The organism is Hydrogenophaga sp. PML113 (assembly GCF_001777155.1).
Classification (GTDB): Bacteria; Pseudomonadota; Gammaproteobacteria; order Burkholderiales; family Burkholderiaceae_C; genus Hydrogenophaga; species Hydrogenophaga borbori.
On record NZ_MIYM01000004.1, the window covers coordinates 199,444 to 223,824 of the forward strand.

Genomic DNA, 24,381 nt, shown 5'->3' on the forward strand with positions numbered 1-24,381 from the left:
GACATGGCCACCATCCTGCAACACCTGCCCACGCAACAGAAAGTCGGCATCGCCTTCTCCGGCGGCCTGGACACCAGCGCCGCCCTGCTGTGGATGAAGAAGAAGGGCGCCCTGCCCTATGCCTACACGGCCAACCTGGGCCAGCCCGACGAGGACGACTACGAGGCCATCCCGCGCAAGGCCATGGCCTATGGTGCCGAGAAGGCCCGCCTGATCGACTGCCGCCTGCAGCTGGCGCACGAGGGCATCGCCGCGCTGCAGTGCGGTGCCTTCCACATCAGCACGGCCGGCATCACCTACTTCAACACCACCCCACTGGGCCGCGCCGTCACCGGCACCATGCTGGTGGCCGCCATGAAGGAAGACGACGTCCACATCTGGGGCGATGGCTCCACCTTCAAGGGCAACGACATCGAGCGCTTCTACCGCTACGGCCTGCTCACCAACCCCAGCCTCAAGATCTACAAGCCCTGGCTGGACCAGCGCTTCATCGACGAACTCGGTGGCCGCAAGGAGATGAGCGAATTCCTCATCGCCAACGGCTTCGACTACAAGATGAGCGTGGAGAAGGCCTACAGCACCGACAGCAACATGCTCGGCGCCACGCACGAGGCCAAGGACCTGGAGCACCTGAACTCGGGCATCCGCATCGTCAACCCCATCATGGGCGTGCCCTTCTGGCGCGAGGACTGCGTGGTCAAGCCCGAAGAGGTGACGGTGCGTTTCGAGGACGGCCAGCCCGTGGCCCTCAATGGCCAGAGCTTCGCCAGCCCGGTCGACCTCATCATGAAGGCCAATGAGATCGGCGGGCGCCACGGCCTGGGCATGAGCGACCAGATCGAGAACCGCATCATCGAGGCCAAGAGCCGCGGCATCTACGAGGCCCCCGGCCTGGCCCTGCTGTTCATCGCCTACGAGCGCCTGGTCACCGGTATCCACAACGAAGACACCATCGAGCAGTACCGCATCAACGGACTCAAGCTCGGCCGCCTCCTCTACCAGGGCCGCTGGTTCGACCCGCAGGCCATCATGCTGCGCGAGTCGGCCCAGCGCTGGGTGGCGCGCGCGGTCACGGGCGAGGTGACGGTCGAGCTGCGCCGCGGCAACGACTATTCCATCCTCAACACCGAGAGCCCCAACCTCACCTACGCACCCGAGCGGCTGTCGATGGAGAAGGTGGAGGACGCGCCCTTCACGCCGTTGGACCGCATCGGCCAGCTGACCATGCGCAACCTCGACATCACCGACACGCGCGGCAAGCTGGGCGTCTACAGCCGCACCGGCCTGCTGACCGGCGGTGACGGCACCGACATGCTCAAGCTCGGCAAGGACTGAAGCGGGGCCACCGCTTCCACTCGAAAGGCCCGCCAGCTGGCGGGCCTTTCTTTTGGGGCCACCGTCCGGCCCGCGCCGCGATCAGGCCCGCAGCAGCCCCCGAAAGCCGCGCGACGCATAGTAGGACTGCACGCCGTTGTGGTACGTGAACACCTGGCCGTAGCGGCGGTCGCAGAACAGGGCCCCGCCGAGCGCGCGCACGGCTTTCGGGGTGGCGATCCAGCTGGAGGTCTTCAGGTCGAACTCGCCCAACTCCTGCAGCCGGCGGTACATCGCCTCATCGAGCATCTCGATGCCTATCTCGGCGGCCATCTCCATGGCGCTGCCTTGCGGCTTGTTCTCCTTGCGCGCGTCCAGCGCCTCGCGATCGAAGCACAGGCTGCGGCGGCCCGTGGGCGTCTCGGCCGAGCAATCGCAGAAAAGGAACACGCCCGAGGCCTTGTCGCGCCCGATCACATCGGGCTCGCCGCCCGATGCCTCCATCCGGTGCAGGGACGACAGAGCGCCGGGGTTCGCCTCCAGCCGCGCCAGCACCTCGTCCCAGGCGATGCCCTTGTGGCGCTTGTGGTGCTTCTCGAACCGGGTCTTCAGGGTCTGCAGCAGCAGGTCGCGTTCGGTGGGTTTCATGTGTGCCTCGCTCAATTCCTCAGGATCTTGTCCATCGCCTTGCCCTTGGCGAGCTCGTCGATCAGCTTGTCCAACTGGCGGATCTTGCGCATCAGCGGGTCGTCCACCGCTTCGACACGCACGCCGCACACCAGGCCCTGGATCCGCGCGCTGTTGGGGTGAAACGCGGGCGCCTGGGCAAAGAAGGTCTCGACGTCGCTGCCCTGCTCGATCTGGCGGCGCAGGCCCGCCGCGTCGTAGCCCGTCAGCCAGCCGATGACCTGGTCCACCTCCTCACGGGTGCGCTGCTTGCGCTCGGCCTTCTGCACGTACAGCGGGTACAGCCGGGCGAACTTCATCGAGAAAACGGGGTGGCCAGCCATCGTCATTCCTCCGGATGAAAACACTCAGATCACCACCGGCTCCGGCTCCAGCCGGATGCCGAAGCGCTCATAGACGCTGGTCTGGATCGCCTTCGCCAGCGTGACCACCTCGCCCCCGGTGGCCCCGCCGCGGTTCACCAGCACCAGGGCCTGCTTGTCGTACACGCCCGCGTTGCCCACGCCGCGCCCTTTCCAGCCGCAGGCGTCGATCAGCCAGCCCGCGGCCAACTTCACCGTGCCATCGGGCATGGGGTAGTGCACCACCTTGGGCTCGCGCGCAATGATGTCCGCGCATTGGTCCAGCGTCACCGTGGGGTTTTTGAAGAAGCTGCCCGCGTTGCCGATCACCGCCGGGTCCGGCAGCTTGGCGCGCCGGATGCCACAGATCCAGTCGAAGATCGTGCGCGCATCCGGCGTGGTATTGCCGGTTTCGGCGATCTTGCGCTCCAGATCGGCATAGCCCAGCACCGGCTTCCAGGCCTTGGGCAGCCAGAAGCGCACCCGCGCGATGAGCGCGCGGCCCGCCAGGCCGAAGTCGCGCGCATCCGTGGGCTGGTGCTTGAACACCGAGTCGCGGTAGCCGAAGCCACACTGGGCGGCGTCCAGCGTGAATCCCTCGCCCGAGCGCAGGTCGATGGCGTCCAGCGAATGGAAACGGTCCTGCAGTTCCACGCCGTAGGCGCCGATGTTCTGCACCGGCGAGGCGCCCACGGTACCGGGGATCAGCGCCAGATTCTCCAGCCCGGGCCAGCCCCGCTCCAGCGTCCACTGCACGAAGGCGTGCCAGTTCTCGCCCGCGCCAGCCTCCACCAGCCAGCCCTTGGGCGTTTCCTCCACCAGGCGCCGGCCCGCGATCTCCACCTTGAGCACCAAAGGCCTCACATCGCCCGTGATCACCAGGTTGCTGCCACCGCCGAGCACGAAAGGGGGGGTCTCGCGGGTGAGTTGCTGCCAGTCGTCCGAGGCCCGCAGCTCGGCCAGGTCGGCCTCGGCGCGGATGCGCGCGAGGCGGTGCGCCTTGGCCACGATGCCAAAGCTGTTGTAGGCCTGTAGAGGCACCTGCTTCTCGACTATCATGGCCGCGATTTTCTCACCCACCGCCGCCTCGCCATGCCCTCGTTCGACACCGTCCTAGAAGCCGATCTCGTTGAAGTCAAGAATGCCGTCGATCAGGTCGCGCGCGAGATCGGCACGCGCTTCGATTTCAAGGGCACGAGCGCCGCGATCGAGTTGAAGGACAAGGAGATCACCCTCACCGGTGACGCCGACTTCCAGCTCCAGCAGATCGAGGACGTGCTGCGCAACAAGCTGGCCAAGCGCAACGTGGACGTGCGCTTCCTCGACATGGGCAAGGTCGAGAAGATGGGCGGCGACAAGGTCAAGCAGGTGGCCAAGGTGCGCAACGGCATCGCCACCGAAGACGGCAAGAAGATCCAGCAGGCCATCAAGGCCAGCAAGCTCAAGGTGCAGGCCGCCATCCAGGGCGACGCCGTGCGCGTGACCGGCGCCAAGCGCGACGACCTGCAGGCCACCATGGCCATCATCAAGAACGAGATGAAGGACCTGCCCTTGTCCTTCAACAACTTCCGCGACTAATTGAATCCCCCCCGCAGCGCCTTCGGCGCTCCCCCCCTTCCGGGGGCGGCGCCTGCGGCCCGGCAAAGCCGGTTCCGCGGCACGTCTGGGTTTCGGTCCCTTCGCGCGCTGCTGATCTGTTTCCTGATGGGGTCGGCCGGCCTCGTCGTCGCGCAGTCGGTGTCGCTCTCGGGCGTCTCGGGCAGCAAGGCCCTGGTGGTCATCGACGGCGCCGCGCCGCGCTTCATGGCGGCCGGCCAGGCCCACCAGGGCGTGCGCCTGGTGTCGGTGCAGGGCGACTCGGCCGTGGTCGAGATCGGCGGCCAGCGCCAGGCCCTGCGCCTGGGCGAAGCGCCCGTGAGCCTGGGCGGCGCCACCGGGGCCGGCGCGAACGGTGCCCAGCGCGTGGTGCTCACGGCCGACGGCAGCGGCCACTTCATGCCCCAAGGCCAGATCAACGGTCGCGCGGTGCAGTTCATGGTGGACACGGGCGCCACGCAGGTCGTCATCGGCGAGTCGGAAGCCAAGCGCATCAACCTGGACTACCAGCGCGGCCAGCGCGTGAGCGTGCAGACGGCCAACGGCACCGCGCCGGGCTACCGCGTCACGCTCGACTCGGTGCGCGTGGGCGACGCCCAGGTGCACGCCGTGGCCGCCATCGTGCTGCCACAGCCCATGCCCTTCGTGCTGCTGGGCAACAGCTTCCTCACGCGCTTCCAGATGCAGCGCAACAACGACCAGCTCACGCTGGAGCGGCGCTACTGACTCAGGCCTGCGCGGCCGTCACCACGATCTCGATGCGGTACGCCGGGTTGGCCAGGGCGGCTTGCACGGTGGCGCGTGGCGGCGCGGCGCCGGGCACCACCCAGGCGTCCCAGACCTCGTTCATCGCCGCGATGTCGCGGATGTCGGTGAGGAAGATCTCGGTGCGCAGGATGCGCGACTTGTCGCTGCCGCATTCCTTCAGGCGCTGCTCCACCTGCTGCAGCACGTCCTCGGTCTGGCCGCGGATATCGGTGTCGCCGCGCTCGGGCACCATGCCCGCCAGGAACACGATGCCCTTGAACACGGCGGCTTCGCTGTAGCGCGCGGCCATGCCCACGCGCTGGATCCCTTGTTGGCTCATTTCTTCTTGGCTCCGAGCTGGCTTTCCTTGCCGGCCAGCAAGCGGTTGATGTTCTCGGCGTGGCGCCAGACCAGCAGCACCGCCATCACGGCCAGGCCCAGCACCATCACGCCCGGGGCCTCCCAGGCCACGCCGCCGCCCAGCAGGTAGTAGGCCGGCGCGAACACCGCCGTGACGATGGACGCCAGCGAGGAATAACGGAAGAAGATGGCGATGATGAGCCAGGTGAGCAGCGAGGCCAGGCCCAGCCAGGGGTTGAAGCCCAGGATGACGCCGGCCGCCGTGGCCACGCCCTTGCCCCCCTGGAACTTGAAGAACACGGGATACAGGTGCCCGAGGAAAGCCGCCAGCCCCACCAGCGCCACCGTGCCCGCGCCCAGGCCGAAAGGCTCGCCCCAGTGCGCCACCACGAACACCGGCAGCCAGCCCTTCACCGCATCGAGCAGCAGCGTGACGATGGCCGCCGCCTTGCTGCCCGAGCGCAGCACGTTGGTGGCGCCGGGGTTCTTGCTGCCGTAGGTGCGCGGGTCGGACAGGCCCATCAGGCGGCTGACGATCACCGCGAAGGACAGGGACCCGATCAGGTAGGCGGCCACGGTGGCCAGCGCGGGATAGAGCGCTTGCAAGGGCATCTCCTCGGTCAACGGTTCTTGTGGTTGGAATGGGGGGCGCGCGTCATTCTGCCAGCGCGCACTGCACCGGCTTCGCGCCCAGGGGAGTGCTCAGCACGGCCGGATCGATGCCGACCAGGAAACCACGCCGCCCGCCGTTGATCCACAGGCGCGGCAGTTCCAGCACCGTCGATTCCACGAACACCGGCATGGCGCGCTTGAGTCCAAAGGGCGAGGTGCCACCCACCAGGTAGCCGCTGTGGCGGTTGGCCACGTCGGGCTTGCAGGGCTCCACCGATTTCGCGCCGATCTGGCGCGCCAGGTTCTTGGTGGACACCGTGCGGTTGCCGTGCATGAGCACCGCCAGCGGCCTGGCGGCCTCGTCCTGCATGATCAATGTCTTGACCACCGCGAACGGGTCCAGGCCCAGCACCTGCGCGCTGTGCTGCGCCCCGCCGTGCTCCAGGTACTCGTAGGGATGCTCGGTGTACACGACGCCATTCGCCTTGAGCCAGGCCGTGGCGGGTGTCTCGGAAACATGTCGAGGCTTGGGCATACCAGGCTTTGTCCAGATAGGCCGCGGAACCGGCTCTGCCGGGACCGCAGGCATCGCCCCCTTGAGGGGGTCGCGCGAGGCGCGGCAGGGGCGTTCCTTTTACTGCGCGGGGTCGCGGCTGTCCCAGCGGATCTTGTCCACCGCCGCCTGCAGCTCGGGCGTGAACGGCGTGCCCCAGGCGTCCAGGCACTCGTCCAGCTGGGCCACGGTGGTCACGCCGAGGATGGTGGAGGCCACGCGCCAGTTGTTGTAGCAAAAAGCCAGCGCCAGTTGCGTCGGCGTGAGGCCGTGCTCGCGGGCCAGCGCGTTGTAGCGCTGGGCGGTGGCCAGCGCCTCGGGTCGGCCCCAGCGCTGCTTGCGCATGCTCTCGAAGATCGCCAGGCGGCCGTGCCCGCCCACCAGGCCGGTGCCGTCGTACTTGCCGGTGAGCAGGCCAAAGCCCAGCGGCGAATAGGCCAGCAGCGACACGCCCAGGCGATGGCAGGTCTCGTCCAGCCCGTTCTCGTGGCTGCGGTTGATCAGGCAGTAGGGGTTCTGCACCGTGGCCACGCGCGGCAGGCCGTGCTGCTCGGCCAGGCGCACGAACTCGTGCACGCCGTAGGACGTTTCGTTGGACAGGCCGATGGCGCGCACCTTGCCCGCTTTCACCAGCTCGGCCATGGCCTCGAGCTGTTCGAGGATCGAGGCGCAGGGCTTGTCCTTGCTCGGGTCGAAGCTGAGCGCGCCGAAGGCCGGCAGGTTGCGCGCCGGCCAGTGAATTTGATAGAGGTCAATCACCTCGGTCTGCAGGCGACGCAGACTGCCCTCGCAGGCCTTCACGATTTCGGCCTTGCTCAGTCCCGCGTTGTCGCCGCGGATCCAGGGCATGCCGCGCGAAGGTCCCGCCACCTTGGTAGCGAGCACCAGCTTCTGGCGCTGGCCAGGGTGGCGCGCGAACCAGTTGCCGATGATGGTCTCGGTGGCGCTGAACGTTTCGGCGCGCGCGGGCACCGAGTACATCTCGGCGGTGTCGAGAAAATCCACGCCGCGCTCGACGGCGCGGTCCAGGATGCGGTGCGCGGTCGGCTCATCGACCTGCTCGCCGAAGGTCATGGTGCCGAGGCAGATGGGGGTGACGTGAAGGGGGCTCTGGCCCAGTGCGACGGGGTTCATGCAAGGATTTGTAACGTCAGAGAATTCCTACGGGGCCGGTAACCCCGGAGGGGTATAAGTTTAGGCGCTGAGTCATCCACCGCCAGCGGCGCCCGGCGGGCCTGTTTTCCCATCAACAACGAGGAGTTCCACCATGTCCCACACCGTTTCCCACACCACGCGCGGCCTGACCGTGCTCACCGTGGCGGCGGCCCTGGCCATCAGCGGCTGCGCGAACATGAGCGAAACGCAGAGCGACAGCGCCAAAGGCGCTGGCATCGGCGCGGCGGCGGGCCTCGTACTGGGCGGCCTCACCGGTGGCTCCAAGGGCGCGGCCCAGGGCGCCGTGCTGGGCGCCGGCGCGGGCGCGCTGGGCGGCTACATCTGGTCCACGCGCATGCAGGAGCAGAAGAAGCAGATGGAAGCGGCCACGGCGGGCACCGGCATCGGCGTGAGCCAGACGGCCGACAACCGCCTGAAGCTGGACGTGCCAGCCGATGCGGGCTTCGCGTCGGGCCGCTCCACGCTGAGCCCCACGCTGGTGCGCGTGCTGGGCCAGTTCGCCACCACGCTGCAGCAGAACCAGGCCACGCAGGTGACCATCATCGGCCACACCGACAGCTCGGGCAGCGACGCCATCAACAACCCGCTGTCCTTCGACCGCGCCAATGCCACGCGCGACTACCTGGTGGGCCGGGGCGTCGCGGCCACGCGCATCAGCACCGACGGCCGCGGCTCGCGCGAGCCCATCGCCGACAACGGCACGGCCCAGGGCCGCGCCATGAACCGCCGCGTGGAGATTTATGTGGCCGAGCCGGCCAGCACCGCGCAGCGCTGACCCATCACTGCTGTCACCGCTCTCTCAAGCCCGGCAAGCGCCGGGCTTTTTTTGCGCCCGGCGCGTCACGCGGCGCGTGCGCGTTCCTCTTCCCGCAGGCGCAGCACCCGGCGCTGCACCTTCCCCGTGGTGGTCATGGGCAGCGCGTCGATGAACTCGATCTCCTTCGGGTACTCATAGGGCGCCAGCCGCCCTTTCACGTGCGACTGCAGTTCGGCGACCAGCGAGGCATCGCCGATGTGTCCCGGCGACAGCACCACGTAGGCCTTCACCACCGCCCCCCGCTCCCGGTCCGGCTTGGGCACCACCGCCGCGTTCGCCACCGCCGGGTGCTTGACCAGGCAGTTTTCGATCTCGCTCGGCCCGATGCGGTAGCCCGCGGCCTTGAACACGTCGTCGGCGCGGCCCTGGTACCAGAGGTAGCCGTCTGTGTCGCGCACGGCCAGGTCGCCCGTGCGGCACCAGCTGTTGGCGGGATCGCCGGTGAACTTGCCGCGCGTGGCCGCCTCGTTTTTCCAGTAGCCCAGAAAGAAGATCGGGTCGGGCTCGCCATGCACGTCCAGCCGGTGCACGGCCACGTCGCCGGGCACGCCCACGGGGCATTCCTTGCCGTTGTCGTCGATCACCGCCACCCGATGACCCGGGTAGCCCTTGCCCATGCTGCCCGGCCGCGCCGGCCACAGGCGCGCGCAGTTGCCCACGATGTAGTTGATCTCGGTCTGGCCGAACATTTCATTCACCGTGATGCCCAGCTCGTCCCGGCACCAGTTGAACACGGCGTCGCCCACGGCCTCGCCGGCGCTCATCAGCCCCTGCAGCACGAAGCGGAACTGCCGCTTGGGACGCGGGTAGGCCTTCATCATGGCCTTGAGCGCGGTGGGAAACAGGAAGCTGTGCGTCACCCCGTGGCGCTCGATGAGTTCGAAGGCCGTCTGCGGGCTGAAGCGGCCGTTGTGCGCCACGATGGGCCGGCCGAAGTAGAGCGTGGGCAGCAGCGCGTCCATCAGGCCGCCGGTCCAGGCCCAGTCGGCGGGGGACCAGAACACGGCCTCGCTGGGGCGGCTGGTGTCGAAGGGGTCGAAGCCGAACCAGTTCTGGCTGCACACGAAGCCGGTGAGGTTGCCGATGAGCGCGCGGTGCGGAATGAGCGCGCCCTTGGGGTTGCCGGTGGTGCCGCTGGTGTAGATCAGCACGGCGGCTTCGTCGGCGCGCGTGTGCGCGGGTTCGAAGGCCTCCTCTTCCTGCGCCAGCAGTTGGGCCCAGTCGAGCGCGCCGCCACGCGCGGGCCCGGCGGGCGCGTCGACGGCCACCAGTTCGTTCAGCAGCGGGCAGGCGGCGCTCACGCCCTGCACCGCGGCCAGGGTACTGGCGTCGCAGATGGCGAGCACGGCCTCGCTGTCGCGCAGGCGGAACTCCAGCGCCTCGGGACCGAAGAGCTGCGACAGCGGCATGGCCACCGCGCCCATCTGCAGCACGGCCATGTAGGCCACGGCGGTTTCGAAGCGCTGCGGCAGCACGATGGCGACGCGGTCGCCGCGCTGCACGCCCAGGGCGTCGAGCGCATTGGACAGGCGGTTGGCCTGGGCGAAAAGCTCGGCGTAGCTGTGCTCGCGGTCGGCCTGGCCGGGAGCGGTGGCGATCACCGCCGTGCGGCGGCCGCTGGCCGCGCCCGTGGCCCAACGGCGCATGCAGACCTCGGCCATGTTGAATTCGGCCGGCACCTGCCAACGGAAGTCCGCGTGCAGCGCGGGGTAGTGGTCGATCGCGGTGTCACGGCCTGGGCGGCGGGCGGCGTGGGGCATGCCTTTGTCTCCAAGCCCCGCGACCGGGGGCTCTCTATGATCGGGCGAATGTACCAAGCACGACGCCCCTCACGCAGCGAGTTTCTCCCCATCCGCGGCTGGCGCTACCACCTGCGCCACTGGGGCACGCCCGATGCCGCCCGCCCGCCGTTGGTGCTGGTGCACGGCTGGATGGACGTGGCCGCGTCGTGGCAGTTCGTGGTGGACGCGATGCGCGAGGACCGCCACATCATCGCCCCCGACTGGCGCGGCTACGGCGACACCACATGGAACGGCGCCGCCCCCGACAGCTACTGGTTCCCCGACTACCTGGGCGACCTCGACGCCCTGCTCGACGCCCTGGCCGGCGACCAGCCCGTGGACCTGGTGGGCCACAGCATGGGCGGCCATGTGGCCACGTTGTACGCGGGCGCGCGGCCGCAGCGCATCCGCCGCCTGGTCAACCTGGAAGGCTTCGGCATGCCGGCCTCGCCGCCCGAGCAGGCGCCCAAGCGCTACGCCCAGTGGCTGGATGAGATCCGCGCCCTGCGCCGGGGCGACATGGACCTGAGCGACTACGCCGACGCCGAGGGCGTGGCGCGCCGCCTGATGAAAACCAACCCGCGCCTGCCGCAGGACAAGGCCGACTGGCTGGCGCGCCAGTGGGCACGGCCGAATGCCGAGGGCCGTTGGGCCATCCTGGGCGACCCGGCGCACAAGGTCACCAACGCCGTGCTGTTCCGGCCCGAGGAAGCCATCGAGGTTTACCGCCGCATCGGCGCACCCACGCTGTGCGTGGTGGCCAGTGACGACAGCCTGGGCCTGTGGTGGAAGGGCCGCTACACGCTGGACGAATTCCGCGAGCGCATCGCGCACGTGCCGAACCTGCGCCACGCCCTGATCGAAGACGCGGGACACATGATGCACCACGACCGGCCCGAGGCCCTGGCGGCGCTGATCGAGGACTTTCTGCGCGGCGGCTGAGTCACGTTTTCTTGCATCCCGCGAGCTTCTCGAAACAGGCGGGAAGGCATACTTGGCCGATGCGACCGCTCCATTGTTTTGCCGCCACGGCCGCCCTGCTCTGCGCCCCCGCCTTCGCCTTCAACGCCTGCCCCGGCTGGGACGACCCCTTGCCCGAGGGCCAGTCACGCTACGAGCTCTTCGCCTCGCCGTACACCCACCACTGGTCCCACGACCCGGAACACCGCCCGGTGTTCGCCCTGGCGCTGAACCGCCAACTGCCCGACGACCGCTTCTGCGGCCTGTCCCTGTTCCGCAACTCCTTCGGCCAACCCTCGGGCTATCTGTACGCGGGCAAGCGCTGGGACGACCTCATCGACGGCTGGCCCCAGGTCTACGCGCAGGTGAGCGCCGGCGTCATCTACGGCTACGTGGGCCAGTACAAGAACAAGGTGCCCGCCAACGTCGGGGGCTTCTCGCCCGCCATCGTCCCGGCCATCGGCTACCGCCTCAGCGACAAGGCGGGCCTGGAAGTGCAGATCCTGGGCACCGCGGCCCTGATGTTCGGTTTCACCTGGCGCTATTGACGCGCCTGCGGGGCCACGGGCGGCGACCGTCGCCAGGACCGCCCCTGCATGAGAAAATCAAGGTTTTTGCCGAACACACGCAGGAACCGCCATGGACGCCGAACAGATCAACGCCATCCGCACGCAACTCGATGACCTGACCACCCGCGTGGTCGAGTTGCGGAGGTATCTTTGACTACGATGCCAAGGCATCGAAGCTGAAAGAAGTCGAATCCGCGCTGGAAGACCCCACCGTCTGGGACAACCCCAAGCGCGCCCAGGACCTGGGCAAGGAAAAGAAGGCCCTGGAAGACGTGGTGCTGGTGCTCGACCGGCTGAGCGTCGAGCTCGCCGACAACACCGAGCTGCATGAGATGTCGGCCGCCGATGACGACCACGCCGGCCTGCAGACCATCGCCAACGAGGCCGCCAAGATCCAGGCCGAGGTGGAGAAGCTCGAATTCCGCCGCATGTTCAACAAGCCGGCGGACCCGCTGAACTGCTTCCTCGACATCCAGGCCGGCGCCGGCGGCACCGAGGCCTGCGACTGGGCCAGCATGCTGCTGCGCCAGTACCTGCGCTACGCCGAACGCAAGGGCTTCAGCACCACGGTGGAAGACGAGACCCCGGGCGACACCGCCGGCATCAAGAGCGCCACCATCAAGATCGAGGGCGAATACGCCTTCGGCCTGCTGCGCACCGAAACCGGCGTGCACCGCCTGGTGCGCAAGAGCCCCTTCGACAGCTCGGGCGGGCGCCACACCTCGTTCGCCTCGGTGTTCGTCTACCCCGAGATCGACGATTCGATCCAGATCGACATCAACCCCGCCGACGTGCGCGTGGACACCTACCGCGCCAGCGGCGCGGGCGGCCAGCACATCAACAAGACCGACTCGGCCGTGCGCCTGACGCACATGCCCACGGGCATCGTGGTGCAGTGCCAGGACAGCCGCAGCCAGCACAGCAACCGCGACCTGGCCTGGCAGCGGCTGCGCTCGCGCCTGTACGACCACGAGATGCGCAAGCGCATGGAAGAGCAGCAGAAGCTGGAGGACACCAAGACCGACGTCGGCTGGGGCCACCAGATCCGCAGCTACGTGCTGGACAACAGCCGCATCAAGGACCTGCGCACCAACGTCGAGATCTCCGCCACCCAGAAGGTGCTGGACGGCGACCTCGATCCTTTCATCGAAGCCTCGCTCAAACAAGGGGTGTGACCCATGAGTTCCCTGCGTGAAGGCCCCACCACGGTGGTGCGCCGCGAAGACTACGCCCCGCCCGCCTACTGGATCGACACGGTCGAACTCACCTTCGACCTCGACCCGGCCAAGACCCGCGTGCTGAACCGCATGGCGCTGCGCCGCAATCCGGCCGTGCCCGCGCAGCCGCTGCGCCTGGATGGCGAGGAGCTCAACCTCGCGCGCGTGCTGGTCAACGGCGCCGGCTGCTCGTTCAAGATGGACGGCGGCCAGCTGGTGCTGGACAACCTGCCCGAGGGCGACGCGCCCTTCACGCTGGAGATCTTCACCACCTGCGCGCCCGAGAAGAACAGCCAGCTCATGGGCCTGTACGTGAGCCAGGGCACCTTCTTCACGCAGTGCGAGGCCGAGGGCTTCCGCCGCATCACCTACTTCCTCGACCGGCCCGACGTGATGGCCAGCTACACCGTCACGCTGCGCGCCGACAAGCAGCGCTACCCGGTGCTGCTATCCAACGGCAACCTGGTCGAGTCGGGTGAACTGGCCGATGGCCGCCACTTCGCCAAGTGGGTCGACCCGCACCGCAAGCCCTGCTACCTGTTCGCCCTGGTGGCGGGCCAGCTCGTGGCGCGCGAGCAGCGCATCGTCTCGCGCGGCGGCCAGGAGCACCTGCTGCAGGTCTACGTGCGCCCCGGCGACATGGACAAGACCGAACACGCCATGCACTCGCTCATGGCCAGCGTGGCCTGGGACGAGGCCCGCTTCGGCCTGCCGCTGGACCTCGAGCGCTTCATGATCGTGGCCACCAGCGACTTCAACATGGGGGCGATGGAGAACAAGGGCCTCAACATCTTCAACACCAAGTACGTGCTGGCCAACAGCGCCACCGCCACCGACACCGACTTCGCCAACATCGAATCGGTGGTGGGCCACGAGTACTTCCACAACTGGACCGGCAACCGCGTCACCTGCCGTGACTGGTTCCAGCTCTCGCTCAAGGAAGGCCTCACGGTCTTTCGCGACCAGGAGTTCAGCATGGACCTGTGCGCCGAAGCCTCGGCGCGCGCGGTCAAGCGCATCGAGGACGTGCGCGTGCTGCGCACCGCCCAGTTCCCCGAGGATGCGGGCCCCATGGCCCACCCGGTGCGCCCCGACAGCTACGTCGAGATCAACAACTTCTACACCGTCACGGTCTACGAAAAGGGCGCCGAGGTCGTGCGCATGATGCAGACCCTGGTCGGCCGCGAGGGCTTCGCGCGCGGCATGAAGCTCTACTTCGAGCGCCACGACGGCCAGGCCGTCACCTGCGACCACTTCGCCCAGGCCATCGCCGACGCCAACCCCGACAGCGCGCTGGCGCGCCTGCTGGAGCCCTTCAAGCGCTGGTACAGCCAAGCCGGCACGCCGCGCGTGCGCGCCGAGGGCCACTACGACGCCGCCGCCCGCCGCTACACGCTGTCGCTCACGCAGCGCTGCGCGCCCACGCCGGGCCAGGCCCTCAAGCAGCCCTTCGTGATCCCGGTGGCGCTGGGCCTGCTGGACGCCGAGGGCCGCGAACTGCCGCTGACGCCCGAGCAGCGCCTCTTCGTGCTCACCGAGGTCAGCCAATCGCTGGTGTTCGAGGGCGTGGACAGCGAACCCGTGCCCTCGCTGCTGCGCGGCTTCTCGGCGCCCGTGGTGCTGGAATGCGACTACAGCGACGCGCAGCTGCTGACCCTGCTCGCCAACGACAGCGACCCCTTCAACCGCTGGGAAGCCGGCCAGCGCCTGGCGCTGCGCCGCGCGCTGGCGGCCATCGCCGCCCCCGGCGCGGTGGACGCCCCGCTGGACGCCGCCTTCATCGAGGCCATGCGCGCGGTGCTGCGCCACGAGCGCCTGGACGCGGCCTTCAAGGAACTGGCCCTCACCCTGCCCAGCGAGACCTACATCGCCGAACAGCTCGAGGTGGTGGACCCGCAGCGCGTGCACGCGGTGCGCGAGGCCATGCGCGAACAGCTCGCCCAGGCCCTGCAGGCCGACTGGGCCTGGGCCTACGAAGCGCACAAAGAGAACGGCGCCTACCGGCCCGACCCGCTGAGCGCGGGCCGCCGCGCCCTGGCCGGGCTGGCGCTCGCCATGCTGTGCCTGCAGGCGCGCCGCTCGGGCGACGCCGTCTGGCCCGGCAAGGCCTACCAGCGATTCAAGGACGCCGGCAACATGACCGACCGCTTCAACGCGCTGTCGGCCCTGGTGGTGGCCGACCACCCGCTGGCGCGCGAGGCGCTCACGCGCTTCCACGCCATGTTCCGCGACGAGGCCCTGGTGCTGGACAAATGGTTCGCCCTACAGGCCGGCGCGCCCGACCGCGGCGGCAACGTGCTGCCGGCGGTGAAGCAGCTCATGGCGCACCGCGACTTCAACCTGCGCAACCCCAACCGCGCGCGCAGCGTGATCTTCAGCTACTGCAACGCCAACCCGGGCGCCTTCCACCGCGCCGACGCGGCCGGCTACGTGTTCTGGAGCGAGCGCGTCATCGAGATCGACCGCTTCAATCCGCAGGTGGCCGCGCGCCTGGCGCGCGCGCTGGACCGCTGGAAGAAGCTGGCCGAGCCCTACCGCGGCGCCGCGCGCGAGGCCATCGCCCGCGTGGCCGCGCAGACCGAGCTGAGCAACGACGTGCGCGAGGTCGTGACCCGCGCCCTGTCCGACGACTGAGAACACCCGACCATGAGCCAACGCATCTCCCTCACCCGTTACCTCGTCGAAAAGCAGCGCGTCGACGGCCACATCCCCTCGCAGCTGCGCCTGCTCATCGAGATCGTGGCGCGCGCCTGCAAGGGCATCAGCCACGCGGTGAACAAGGGCGCGCTGGGCGGCGTGCTGGGCACCGCCGGCAGCGAAAACGTGCAGGGCGAGGTCCAGAAGAAGCTGGACATCATCGCCAACGAGGTCCTGATCGAGGCCAACGAATGGGGCGGCCACCTCGCGGCCATGGCCAGCGAGGAAATGGACAGCATCTACGTGGTGCCCAACCGCTACCCGCAAGGCGAGTACCTGCTGCTCTTCGATCCGCTCGACGGCTCCTCGAACATCGACGTCAACGTCAGCATCGGCACCATCTTCAGCGTGCTCAAGATGCCTGAAGGCGACCGCGGCGTCGACGAGGGCGACTTCCTGCAGCCCGGCCACAAGCAGGTGGCGGCCGGCTACTGCGTCTACGGTCCGCAGACCACGCTGGTGCTGACGGTGGGCGACGGCGTGGCCATGTTCACGCTGGACCGCGAGCAGGGCTCCTTCGTGCTCACGCAGGAGGACGTGCGCATTCCCGCCGACACCAAGGAATTCGCCATCAACATGAGCAACATGCGCCACTGGGACGCCCCGGTGAAGCGCTACGTGGACGAGTGCCTGCAGGGCAAGGAAGGCCCGCGCGGCAAGGACTTCAACATGCGCTGGATCGCCAGCATGGTGGCCGATGTGCACCGCATCCTCACGCGCGGCGGCATCTTCATGTACCCCTGGGACAAGCGCGAGCCCGACAAGCCCGGCAAGCTGCGCCTGATGTACGAGGCCAACCCCATGAGCTGGCTGGTGGAACAGGCCGGCGGCGCCGCCACCAACGGGCGCGAGCGCATCCTGGATATCCAGCCCGGCAAGCTGCACGAGCGCGTCAGCGTGATCCTGGGCAGCAAGAACGAGGTGGAGCGCGTCACCCAATACCACCGCGAGGCCTGAGCCGCCGGCCACGGACCAGGCCCTCGCCCGCTTGGCTATAATGCCAGGCTTCGCCGGTGTAGCTCAGTTGGTAGAGCAGCTCATTCGTAATGAGAAGGTCGGGGGTTCGACTCCTCTCTCCGGCACCACCTTCCCAGCCCCCGCGGTCCATCCGGCCCGCGGGGGTTTTTCATTGGGCCGGCGCGCTTGGCGCCGCAGGCTCAATGGCTGGCGCGCGCCTCGCCACCGGGCTCGCCCTCGCGCGCCAGACCCGACTTGAGGGTGCCGGCCAGCGCCGCCAGTTCGTCGGCCAGCACGCCCAACACGTCGTCCATCGACAGCACCCCCACCACCGCCTGGCCGTCGTCGCCGATCACCAGCAAGCGCCGCACGCCGTGCCGGCGCATGGCTTCCACGGCCTCGTGCACCGAGGCCTGGGCCGACACGCCATGCAGGTTGGACGAGCACACGCCGGCCACCACCTGGCCGTCGACGGGTCGCTCGCCCGCCAGCACCTGCAGCACCAGGTCGCGGTCGGTGACGACGCCCACGATGCGCCCGGGCTCGAACGGGTCGGTCAGGCCGAGCGCGCCCACGCGCTCGGCCTGCATGGCGCGGGCCGCCTCACGCACCGAGGCATTGGCGGGAATGGTGACCGGCGCGCGCCGGCAGAGGTGGGCGATCTTCATGGTGGCTCCAAGGGGTCGGGGACCCATGGCGACCACTGTGGCCCAGGCAGCAGACGCCCATGTTGACGGCCATCAAGCTGCCCACCCGGTGCCCCGCGCGACGTTCCGGCCCGCGGACATGACCTGCGTCAAGCACAGGCGCCGCGCCCGGCGTCATGGTGCGTCCATCCCTGTCCCCGATGGAGCAAAGACCATGTCCACCGTCCAGCTCAATCTTGAAACCGACGATGTCGTCCTGCCGCCCGCGCGCACGGAAGGCGGCGCCACGCTGGCCAGCGCACTGCGGCTGCGCCGCAGCACGCGCGAGTTCCTGCCCGACGCCTTGAGCCTGCAGGAGGTGTCCGACCTGTTATGGGCCGCGTTCGGCGTGAACCGCCCGCCCCAGCATGGGCGCACCGCGCCCTCGGCCCACGATTGGCAGGAAGTCGCGGTGTTCGCCGTGCTGCCGGAAGGGGCCTTCCGCTACGACCCTCAGGCCCATCGGCTGAGCCTGGTCAAGGCCGAGGACCTGCGCGGCTTCACCGGCCTGCAGGCCTTCGCCGCCTCGGCCCCGCTGGACCTGGTCTACGTGGCCGACTTCGCGGCCATGCACGACGCGCGTGCGGACGAACGCCCTTTTCTTGCCGGCGCCGACGCGGGCTGCATCGCGCAGAACGTGTACCTGCACTGCGCGGCCCATGGCCTGGGCACGGTGGTGCGCGCCCTGATCGACCGGCGCCGGCTGGCCCAGGCGCTGGGCCTCCAGCCCACCGAGCGCATCGCGCTGGCGCAATCGGTGGGCCGCTGCGCGACGCCCGCGGACACTTGAGCGCGACGCCGCCAGCGCGCGGCTCAGCGCGCGGGACAGGCGGCGCGCGGGGGCGTGCGCAGGGGCGCGCCGCGGTCGGCCGCGCGGCGCTCCATGAGGCGGTGGTGCTCCTCCATCACGTGACGGCATTCCTCGGGCGTTTTGGTGGCCCGCATCTGCGCCCGGTGCTGCGCGCGCTCTTCCTTGCTCATCATCGACCAGCCCGGGGTGTAGCGCGGCCCCACGCGAGCGCCGCTGGGCGGGGCGTTCGGCGTGGCCGCATTGGGTGCGCCTGGCGGGTAGTTGTCCTCGCCGGGCCGGGGTGCGCTCTGAGCAAAGGCCGCCGCAGCGGCGCAGGCCAGCACGGCCGACAGGGTGATCGTTCGAAGGGTGGAGGTCCGCATGGCAATGGTCCTTGAAGTGGGGAGATGCCCAGCGTAGGAGCGCGCCGATCGCCGCGGCTTGATGGCCATCAAGTTGCGCGTGCGACGCGCTCAGGCGCCCCGCACGCATTTGTCGAACAGGTGCGGCGCCCGGCCTTGCGGGTCGTAGCGCGCCTTCAGGCGCTCGTAGCTGTCCATGCCGTACGTGCGGTCGAAGACCTCGCGCGTGAAGAAGGCGTCGGAGTACAGGGACTTGATGCCTCCCAGGCGCAGCACCGCGTCTTCGACGCGGCGATTGACGTGGTCGGGCGATTGCCCCGCGCGCACCGGCACCACGTCCCAGAAGCCGAAGTTGACGCACAGCCCGGCCGGCAGGGGGTACAGCGGGAAGCGCGGCGGCGCGCTGCCGCGCACCGGGCAGACCCACACCGGCCAGATGCCGACCTCGCTGCGCAGGAACTCCGAGAAGGCCACCGCCCCGGCCAGGGGAATGTCCACGTCCTGCACCACGCTCTCGTGCCGCTGGCCGAGCAGGCGGTCCAGGCGCTGCGTGGCGCGCCAGCGCGCGTTCCAGCGCATCCAGCGCGTGTAGGTGCGCGAATTCAGGTACCGCCGCCCCAGCAGATGGCGCAGCCAGCGGTGCTGCAGGCCGAAGCGGCGCGAGCACCAGAACCAGTCGGTGTCCCAGCGCCACAGGTAGCCGGCGGTGGTCAGCGTGTCCTCCTCGCGCCGCCGCAGCGACTCGTGGTAGATGTCGAGCCAGGTGTAGTCGCTGGCGCGCGCGGCCTCGGGCACGAAGCGCGCCAGGCTGAGCACCTGCTCGCGCGGACCGAACAGCACGCCATCGACGAAGTCGGGGCCGACACCCGCCGGCAGGGGCGCGCAGGCCGCGGCCAGGGCGTCGAAGAACGCCCGCGGGTCGTCGAAGCGCTGGTGGTGCACGTGCACGAAGGGCTGTGTGGGCAGGGTGCGAAGCCGAGCGCTCAGCGCATAGCCCAGGGTGCCGTAGGCGTTCGGGAAGCCGTGGAAGAGATCGGCGTGCTCGTTGTCGGCCGTGCAGTGCACCACCTCGCCACCGGGCAGCAGCACCTCCAGCGCGCTCATGGTCTCGTGCACCAGGCCGTGACGGAACGAGGTGGCCTCGATGCCCACGCCCGCGAGCGCTCCGCCCACGGTGATGGTCTTGAGCTGCGGCACCACCGCGGGCATGGCCCCGCGCGGCAGGGTCCAGGCCACCAGGTCCTCATAGGTGAGCATGCCCTCGGCGTCCACCCAGCCCGCCTGTGTGTCGGCGCCCAGCACCTGGTTCAGGCCACTCAGGTCCAGCCGCTGGCGCGCCGCGCGCTGGCGATGGCGGAACAGGTTGGAGGTGCGCTTGTCCAGGGCCAGGGGCTTGCGCGATGGGTCCTGGCGCAGCCGCTCGGCGACCGCGCGGACGCGGGCCGCGTGCGCGCGCTGCGCTTCACGTGCCGCGCGCGCCTGGGGCATCGACGGCGTAGACATGGTCCCGCGTCATGGGGTAGGCGGCGCGGCCCGCGTTGCCTTTGCTGAACAGCACCTGGAACAGGTGGGTGCAACCGACGGGTGAGCGGAACAGTTCGGCGCAGCCCACGAGGTAGACAGTCCAGATGCGGCGGAAGCGTTCGTCGAACCGCGCGGGGTCCAGCGCCTGGATCTCGGGCCAGCGCTGCGCGAAGCGCCGCGCCCACTCATCGAGCGTGAGCGCGTAATGGCGGCGCAGGTTCTCCACGTCGAGCACCTCGAGCCCGCAGCGCTCCATCTCCTGCATCACCTCGCTGAGCGCGGGAATCCAGCCGCCGGGGAAGACGTGCTTGCGGATGAAGGGCTCGGTGTCGCGCGGTCCCACGTGGCCGATGAAGTGCAGCATGCCGATGCCTCCCGGGCGCAGGCAGTCGGCGTGGGCCTGGATCACCTCGGCCAGCTGGTCGCGGCCGGCGTGTTCCAGCACGCCGATGGACACCAGCTTGTCGAAGCACTCGCCCACGTCGCGGAAATCGGCCTCGCGCACCGACAGCGTGGGCGCCAGGCCCTGGCGCTCCAGCGACTCGCGCAGCCACTGCACCTGGCCGGTGGCGGTGTTGATGCCGGTGCCGATCGCCCCCGTGGTCTCCCAGGCGCGCAGCAGAAAGCCGCCAAAGCCGCAGCCCAGGTCCACGTAGCGCTCGCCACGCGCCAGGCGCAGCTTGCGGCAGACGTGGTCGATCTTGTCGCGCTGCGCCTGCTCCAGCGAGGTGCAGCCCTCGCGCCAGTAGGCGCAGGTGTACATCTTGAGCGGCTCGTCGAGCCAGAGCCGATAGAAGGCCTCGCCCAGGTCGTAGTGCGCGCAGGCGTTGCGTTTGGCCTGGGCGCGGTCGCGGTTGCTCTGTCCCCGCTCGAGCAGGCGGTTCTCCACGCTGTTCACCACCGAGGCCTGTAGGTCGAAGCCGGCGCTCAGGCCCGCGGCCAGGGCCCGGTTCAGGGGCCCGGCCAGATCGACCTGGCCATCGAAGTAGGCCTCGAGCAGGCCCATGTGGCCGCGCAGCAGCGTGGCCGCGAGCGCGCCCTCGCTGCGAAAGTGCAGGCCGAAGGCGGGGGCGCCCTCGCCCGCCTTCAGGCGGCCGCCGCCGGGCAGCACCACCTCGAAGGCAACACCGGCACGCCGCGCGAGCTCTTCCAGGAAGGCGGCGACGGGGGCCATGCGCGCGCCTCAGGCGGACGCCAGCTCATCGCGCACGCGCTGGTCCAGTTCGAGCGCGCTCACCTGGCTCAGGTCCACGGGCAGGCTGGCCTTGAGCAGGCGGCGCGCGCCATCGCCCAGCGCGTCGCGAAGCTCGCCGAGAAAGGGCTTGCCCGCGAACACCACCAGCGCGCGATAGGCCTGGGACCGCGCGCCGGCCTCCAGGTGCTCGGCGAGTTCGCGCGCGAAGCGCTGATGCTCCTTGCGGTGCGCGTCCAGGCGGGGCTCCAGGGCCACGCCGCCTTGACCGCGGCGGTCGGCGCGCTCATGGCCCGCGCGGTCGTCACCGAGTTCGCTGGCCTTGAGCCGGCCTTCGGGATGCGAGAAGGTGGCGATCAGCACCAGGGGCAAACCGGGTTCGCGCTGCAGCAGGCGCGCGTGCGTGGCACTGGCCACCAGAATCCATTCGATGCGGGGCATGGCGCGGTCCTTTCGGGGAAAAGTGGTACTGCCGGTGACGATAGGCCCGCCGCCCGCGGGCGTTGTTGATCCATCGCAAAGCGGTTCCGCGCGCGCCCAGGCACAGTGGGGCCATCGTTCAACGTTCCATGCGGAGACCTCCATGAACCCGTTCAAGCGAATCCTCGTGCCCGTGGATGGCAGCGAGACCTCCAAGAGGGCGCTCGAGGCCGCCATCCAGCTGGCCCGCGCCATGGACGGGCAGATCCGCGTGATGCACGCCATCGATCAGATGATGTACGTGAGCGGCTACGAGGCCACGGTGGATTTGCTCGGCACCGCGCGCACCTGGGCCCGCGAGGCCTTGGACGAGGCGATGGCGACCGTCAAGGCCGCCGGGGTGGCCTGCGATTCGCTGCTCATTGATGAACTCGGCCCGCGGCTGGGCGAATCGGTGGCGCAGGCGGCGCGCGACTGGCGGGCCGACCTGATCGTGCTGGGCACGCACGGCCGGCGCGGCGTCAACCGCCTGCTGCTGGGCAGCGGCGCCGAGCAGATCATCCGGCTCGCGCCGTCGCCGGTGATGGTCATCCGGCCCACGGACCTGGCCTGAGGCCGCGCCCGGGGCGCCGCCTCAGTGCGACATCAGCACCGGCAGCGTCATGGACCCAAGTACGGTGCGGCTGACCCCGCCCAGGACCCATTCGCGCACGCGTGCGTGGCCGTAGCAGCCCATCACCAGCAGGTCGGCCGACAGGTCGCAGACGCGCGACAACAGCACCTCGCCCAGGTCCGCGGGTTCCTGGTCTTCCCGGTGCCATTGCACCGAGACGCCGTGCAGCCTCAGCCAGCCGCGCAGGTCCAGCCGGGGGCCTTGCACCAGCGGCCCCGGTTCGGCGCCCCAGCCCAGCACGTGCACCCGCTCGGCGCGCTGCAGCAGTGGCAGCGCGGCGATCACCGCGCGCATCGCCTCGCGGCCGGGCTTCCAGGCAATGGCGATGCACCGCGGCAAGGCCTCGAACTGGCCGGTGTAAGGCACCACCAGCGCGGGCCGCCCGCTGGCGGCCAGCACCCCTTCGACGAAGTCGGGCGGCACGTCGGGCGCGTGCTGCCTGCCCGGGTCGTGCTGGCCCAGTACCAACAGGTCGGCGAACAGCGCCTGCTCGGCGAAGCCCTCGATCAGCGGAAACACCGTCAGCTCACTCCAGGTGGCTGTGCCATCGGGGCGGCGCATGTCGCGCTCGAAGGCCGCGCGCGCCTGCGCGCAGCGCTGCAGCTCGCGCTGCAGCAGGCTGGCCGCGTTCTCGCCAAGTTCGGGGTATGGCATCGCCAGCGGCACCAGGCTCGCGGCGTAAAGCGCGTCCAGCACGGCGCCGTGCGCGTGGGCCAGTTGGCGGGCGATGCGCAGGCGCTCCAGGCTGCGTTCGTCCGCGTCCATGTGGACGAGGATCTGTTTGAGGGGCATGGCAACTCCTTGAAGCCGCCCGCAGCTTGCGGCGCGCCCGCGCGCGCCGGCTTGATGCCCGTCAAGAAGCGCGGCGGTGCCGCGTCACAGGCGGCTTTCGATGTCCTTCAGCCGCTGGCGGATTTCGCTGCGGCGGCCTTCGTCGGCGGCCGTGCGGCCCGCTCGGTCGGGCGCCGCGAGGGCTTTCTCCAGCGCGGCCTTGGCCTGCGGGTAGCGCTTCTTGCGCAGCAGGAAGTCGCCATAGAAGAAGTTGGGGTCGATGCCGTCGGGGTTGATCGCCAGCGCCTGCTTGAGCAGGGCCTCGGCCTTGGCGTCGTCGCCAAAGCCCAGCGGCCAGCCCGGCACCTGGTAGTACAGGCTGCCCAGGCTGGTGTAGGCCGAGCCGTCGAGCGCCTTGGGATCGAGCTTGAGCGCCTCTTCCAGTTCGGCCTTGGCCTTCTTCACCAGATCGAGCGCGCCCAAACCGCCCTTGGCGCCCGCGTAGGTGCTGAGCACGATGCCGTGCCAGATGCGCAGTTCGGCCGCCGCGGGCTCGGCGGTCACGGCCTGCGCGGCCTGCTGCGCGAGATCGGCGAAGGCGGCTTCGCGCTGCTTGTCGGGCAGCTTGTAGTTCACCTCGGCCCAGCGGGCCTGGATGCCCTCGAGCTGCTGGCGGGCGGCGTCGCCCAGGGCCAGGGCCGGCAGGCTCAGGCCCGCGCCCAAGGCGGCGGCGAGGGTGATGGCGAGGAGGTGGTGTCGGGTTTTCATGGCGAGGCGGTTCCTTGGGTGGGTTGGCGCGCGAAGCGCTGGATGACGGGCAGCTGCTTGCGCAGCGCACGGTCCACCAGGCGCGGCAGCAGGCCGTTGAGGCGGACGAAAAACTTCTCGGGGCTGCCCAGGTAGATTTCCTTGCGCTCGTCGCGCAGCGCGTCGGCGATGCGGCGTGCCACGGTCTCGGGCGGGTCCATGGCCACCTGCAGCTGCCGGTTCATCTGCACCATGGCGTCGGCGTTCATCGCCGTGCGGGTGGAGCGCGGGGCGGCGTACAGCACGCGCACCGGGCCGTCGGCCAGTTCGCGGCGCAGCGCCTCGGCGAAGCCGCGCAGCGCGAACTTGGTGGCGCTGTAGACCGCCTGGCCCGGGTAACCGATGGAGCCGAAGATGGAACCGAGGAACGCCACCGTGGCGCGCGGGCGCTCGCGCAGCAGCGGCAGCATCGCGTGTGTGAGCTGCAGGGTGGCCGTGAGGTTGAGCGCGACCATCTGCTCGATGGCCGCGTCGTCCATGCCGTCGAAGAGGCCGAAGTGGTTGACGCCGGCGGCGTTGATGAGGCCGTCGACGTGGCCGATGTCGCGCGCGGCGTCCACCACGGCCTGGCGGCCGGCGGGCGTGCGCAGGTCGGCCACCACCACGCGCACGCGCTGCGGGTGGCTCTCGGCCAGGGCGTGCAGGGTGTCGGCCTGCCGGCCCGCGACGAGCACCCGCGCGCCGCGCCGGCACAGCTCCTCGACCAGCGCCTGCCCGATGCCGCCGCTGGCGCCGGTGACGACCCAGCGGCTCGATGCCAGATTCATGGGGG

27 protein-coding genes and 1 tRNA gene are annotated in these 24,381 nt (G+C 69.7%); 12 read left to right on the forward strand and 16 right to left on the reverse strand.

Translation table 11 applies throughout. The features are described from left to right. Positions 1-3: 3 nt before the first annotated feature. On the forward strand, positions 4-1,335 hold the full coding sequence (gene argG, locus BHU06_RS09390) for an argininosuccinate synthase (protein ID WP_070398912.1): 1,332 nt from the start codon (positions 4-6) through the stop codon (positions 1,333-1,335). A gap of 81 nt (positions 1,336-1,416) precedes the next feature. On the opposite strand, the gene BHU06_RS09395 is transcribed toward argG, so the two are convergent. From BHU06_RS09395 to murB, 3 genes are read right to left on the reverse strand one after another with little or no spacing between them, the layout of a single operon-like run. Continuing rightward, the gene (locus BHU06_RS09395; RefSeq protein ID WP_070398913.1) at positions 1,417-1,962 is read right to left on the reverse strand and encodes a DUF4256 domain-containing protein; all 546 of its coding nucleotides are present in this window, start codon (positions 1,960-1,962) and stop codon (positions 1,417-1,419) included. An 11-nt stretch (positions 1,963-1,973) separates the two neighbouring features. Further along, entirely contained in the window at positions 1,974-2,324 is a 351-nt protein-coding gene (locus BHU06_RS09400; protein ID WP_070398914.1) for a DUF2200 domain-containing protein, read from the reverse strand. A 24-nt stretch (positions 2,325-2,348) separates the two neighbouring features. Beyond that, a complete protein-coding gene (gene murB / locus BHU06_RS09405) occupies positions 2,349-3,401 on the reverse strand; it encodes a UDP-N-acetylmuramate dehydrogenase (protein WP_070398915.1) in 1,053 nt (350 codons plus the stop codon). A gap of 33 nt (positions 3,402-3,434) precedes the next feature. Here murB and BHU06_RS09410 point away from each other — a divergent pair, with 33 nt between their 5' ends. Together BHU06_RS09410 and BHU06_RS09415 are read left to right on the forward strand one after the other, a co-directional pair. After that, on the forward strand, positions 3,435-3,920 hold the full coding sequence (locus tag BHU06_RS09410; protein WP_070398916.1) for a YajQ family cyclic di-GMP-binding protein: 486 nt from the start codon (positions 3,435-3,437) through the stop codon (positions 3,918-3,920). A 126-nt stretch (positions 3,921-4,046) separates the two neighbouring features. After that, a complete protein-coding gene (locus BHU06_RS09415; RefSeq protein WP_070398917.1) occupies positions 4,047-4,664 on the forward strand; it encodes a TIGR02281 family clan AA aspartic protease in 618 nt (205 codons plus the stop codon). A gap of 1 nt (position 4,665) precedes the next feature. On the opposite strand, the gene BHU06_RS09420 is transcribed toward BHU06_RS09415, so the two are convergent. The 4 genes from BHU06_RS09420 to BHU06_RS09435 all read right to left on the reverse strand — a co-directional run bounded on the left by BHU06_RS09420 (position 4,666) and on the right by BHU06_RS09435 (position 7,344). After that, complete coding sequence (locus tag BHU06_RS09420; RefSeq protein WP_070398918.1) at positions 4,666-5,025, reverse strand: RidA family protein; 360 nt, start codon at positions 5,023-5,025, stop codon at positions 4,666-4,668. After that, on the reverse strand, positions 5,022-5,651 hold the full coding sequence (plsY, locus tag BHU06_RS09425) for a glycerol-3-phosphate 1-O-acyltransferase PlsY (RefSeq protein WP_070398919.1): 630 nt from the start codon (positions 5,649-5,651) through the stop codon (positions 5,022-5,024). The genes BHU06_RS09420 and plsY overlap by 4 nt, the downstream gene beginning before the upstream one ends. Positions 5,652-5,700: 49 nt before the next feature. Further along, positions 5,701-6,192 carry an aminoacyl-tRNA deacylase gene (locus BHU06_RS09430; RefSeq protein WP_070398920.1) on the reverse strand — a complete coding sequence of 164 codons (492 nt, stop codon included), beginning with the start codon at positions 6,190-6,192 and terminating at the stop codon, positions 5,701-5,703. A gap of 99 nt (positions 6,193-6,291) precedes the next feature. Further along, entirely contained in the window at positions 6,292-7,344 is a 1,053-nt protein-coding gene (locus BHU06_RS09435; RefSeq protein WP_070398921.1) for an aldo/keto reductase, read from the reverse strand. A gap of 133 nt (positions 7,345-7,477) precedes the next feature. On the opposite strand from BHU06_RS09435, the gene BHU06_RS09440 reads away from it, so the two are divergent. Further along, positions 7,478-8,161: an OmpA family protein gene (locus tag BHU06_RS09440; RefSeq protein ID WP_070398922.1), complete on the forward strand. Its 684-nt coding sequence runs from the start codon at positions 7,478-7,480 to the stop codon at positions 8,159-8,161. Between the two features lie 65 nt (positions 8,162-8,226). Here the strand turns inward: BHU06_RS09440 and BHU06_RS09445 are convergent, their stop codons facing one another. Then, on the reverse strand, positions 8,227-9,963 hold the full coding sequence (locus tag BHU06_RS09445) for an acyl-CoA synthetase (RefSeq protein WP_070398923.1): 1,737 nt from the start codon (positions 9,961-9,963) through the stop codon (positions 8,227-8,229). A gap of 48 nt (positions 9,964-10,011) precedes the next feature. Between BHU06_RS09445 and BHU06_RS09450 the strand changes: the two genes are divergently transcribed. The 6 genes from BHU06_RS09450 (at position 10,012) to BHU06_RS09480 (ending at position 16,512) form a co-directional block, all read left to right on the forward strand. Then, on the forward strand, positions 10,012-10,926 hold the full coding sequence (locus BHU06_RS09450) for an alpha/beta fold hydrolase (RefSeq protein WP_070398924.1): 915 nt from the start codon (positions 10,012-10,014) through the stop codon (positions 10,924-10,926). Positions 10,927-10,985: 59 nt separating this feature from the next. Next, positions 10,986-11,492 carry a hypothetical protein gene (locus tag BHU06_RS09455; protein WP_070398925.1) on the forward strand — a complete coding sequence of 169 codons (507 nt, stop codon included), beginning with the start codon at positions 10,986-10,988 and terminating at the stop codon, positions 11,490-11,492. Positions 11,493-11,583: 91 nt separating this feature from the next. Then, a protein-coding gene (prfB, locus tag BHU06_RS09465; protein ID WP_116958158.1) for a peptide chain release factor 2 occupies positions 11,584-12,688 on the forward strand; the annotation gives its coding sequence in 2 pieces (ribosomal slippage) (positions 11,584-11,664 and positions 11,666-12,688; 1,104 coding nt in all). A 3-nt stretch (positions 12,689-12,691) separates the two neighbouring features. After that, positions 12,692-15,364 (forward strand): aminopeptidase N, encoded by a 2,673-nt coding sequence (pepN, locus tag BHU06_RS09470; RefSeq protein ID WP_070398927.1) that lies wholly within the window; start codon positions 12,692-12,694, stop codon positions 15,362-15,364. A 12-nt stretch (positions 15,365-15,376) separates the two neighbouring features. After that, complete coding sequence (locus tag BHU06_RS09475; RefSeq protein WP_070398928.1) at positions 15,377-16,384, forward strand: class 1 fructose-bisphosphatase; 1,008 nt, start codon at positions 15,377-15,379, stop codon at positions 16,382-16,384. A 52-nt stretch (positions 16,385-16,436) separates the two neighbouring features. Then, positions 16,437-16,512 (forward strand) — tRNA-Thr (locus BHU06_RS09480). 72 nt (positions 16,513-16,584) lie between these two features. Here the strand turns inward: BHU06_RS09480 and BHU06_RS09485 are convergent. Continuing rightward, complete coding sequence (locus tag BHU06_RS09485) at positions 16,585-17,052, reverse strand: cyclic nucleotide-binding/CBS domain-containing protein (protein WP_070398929.1); 468 nt, start codon at positions 17,050-17,052, stop codon at positions 16,585-16,587. 193 nt (positions 17,053-17,245) lie between these two features. On the opposite strand from BHU06_RS09485, the gene BHU06_RS09490 reads away from it, so the two are divergent. Beyond that, positions 17,246-17,860 (forward strand): nitroreductase family protein, encoded by a 615-nt coding sequence (locus BHU06_RS09490; protein ID WP_070398930.1) that lies wholly within the window; start codon positions 17,246-17,248, stop codon positions 17,858-17,860. Between the two features lie 23 nt (positions 17,861-17,883). Here BHU06_RS09490 and BHU06_RS22505 read toward each other — a convergent pair whose 3' ends face one another. From BHU06_RS22505 to BHU06_RS09505, 4 genes are all read right to left on the reverse strand, one after another. Beyond that, positions 17,884-18,243: a hypothetical protein gene (locus BHU06_RS22505; protein WP_139147029.1), complete on the reverse strand. Its 360-nt coding sequence runs from the start codon at positions 18,241-18,243 to the stop codon at positions 17,884-17,886. A 90-nt stretch (positions 18,244-18,333) separates the two neighbouring features. After that, entirely contained in the window at positions 18,334-19,725 is a 1,392-nt protein-coding gene (locus BHU06_RS09495) for an FAD-binding oxidoreductase (RefSeq protein WP_254668142.1), read from the reverse strand. Continuing rightward, positions 19,685-20,920, reverse strand: a complete 1,236-nt coding sequence (locus tag BHU06_RS09500) for a cyclopropane-fatty-acyl-phospholipid synthase family protein (RefSeq protein WP_070398932.1) — start codon at positions 20,918-20,920, stop codon at positions 19,685-19,687. Before BHU06_RS09500 ends, BHU06_RS09495 begins: the two co-directional genes overlap by 41 nt. Before the next feature lie 9 nt (positions 20,921-20,929). Next, entirely contained in the window at positions 20,930-21,379 is a 450-nt protein-coding gene (locus tag BHU06_RS09505) for a host attachment protein (RefSeq protein WP_070398933.1), read from the reverse strand. 142 nt (positions 21,380-21,521) lie between these two features. Here BHU06_RS09505 and BHU06_RS09510 point away from each other — a divergent pair, with 142 nt between their 5' ends. Next, on the forward strand, positions 21,522-21,971 hold the full coding sequence (locus tag BHU06_RS09510; protein ID WP_070398934.1) for a universal stress protein: 450 nt from the start codon (positions 21,522-21,524) through the stop codon (positions 21,969-21,971). A gap of 21 nt (positions 21,972-21,992) precedes the next feature. Here BHU06_RS09510 and BHU06_RS09515 read toward each other — a convergent pair whose 3' ends face one another. The 3 genes from BHU06_RS09515 to BHU06_RS09525 form a co-directional block, all read right to left on the reverse strand. Next, complete coding sequence (locus BHU06_RS09515) at positions 21,993-22,823, reverse strand: universal stress protein (RefSeq protein ID WP_070398935.1); 831 nt, start codon at positions 22,821-22,823, stop codon at positions 21,993-21,995. 84 nt (positions 22,824-22,907) lie between these two features. Then, positions 22,908-23,570, reverse strand: a complete 663-nt coding sequence (locus BHU06_RS09520) for a tetratricopeptide repeat protein (RefSeq protein WP_070398936.1) — start codon at positions 23,568-23,570, stop codon at positions 22,908-22,910. Beyond that, positions 23,567-24,376: an SDR family oxidoreductase gene (locus tag BHU06_RS09525; protein ID WP_070398937.1), complete on the reverse strand. Its 810-nt coding sequence runs from the start codon at positions 24,374-24,376 to the stop codon at positions 23,567-23,569. The genes BHU06_RS09520 and BHU06_RS09525 overlap by 4 nt, the downstream gene beginning before the upstream one ends. Between the last annotated feature and the right edge of the window lie 5 nt (positions 24,377-24,381).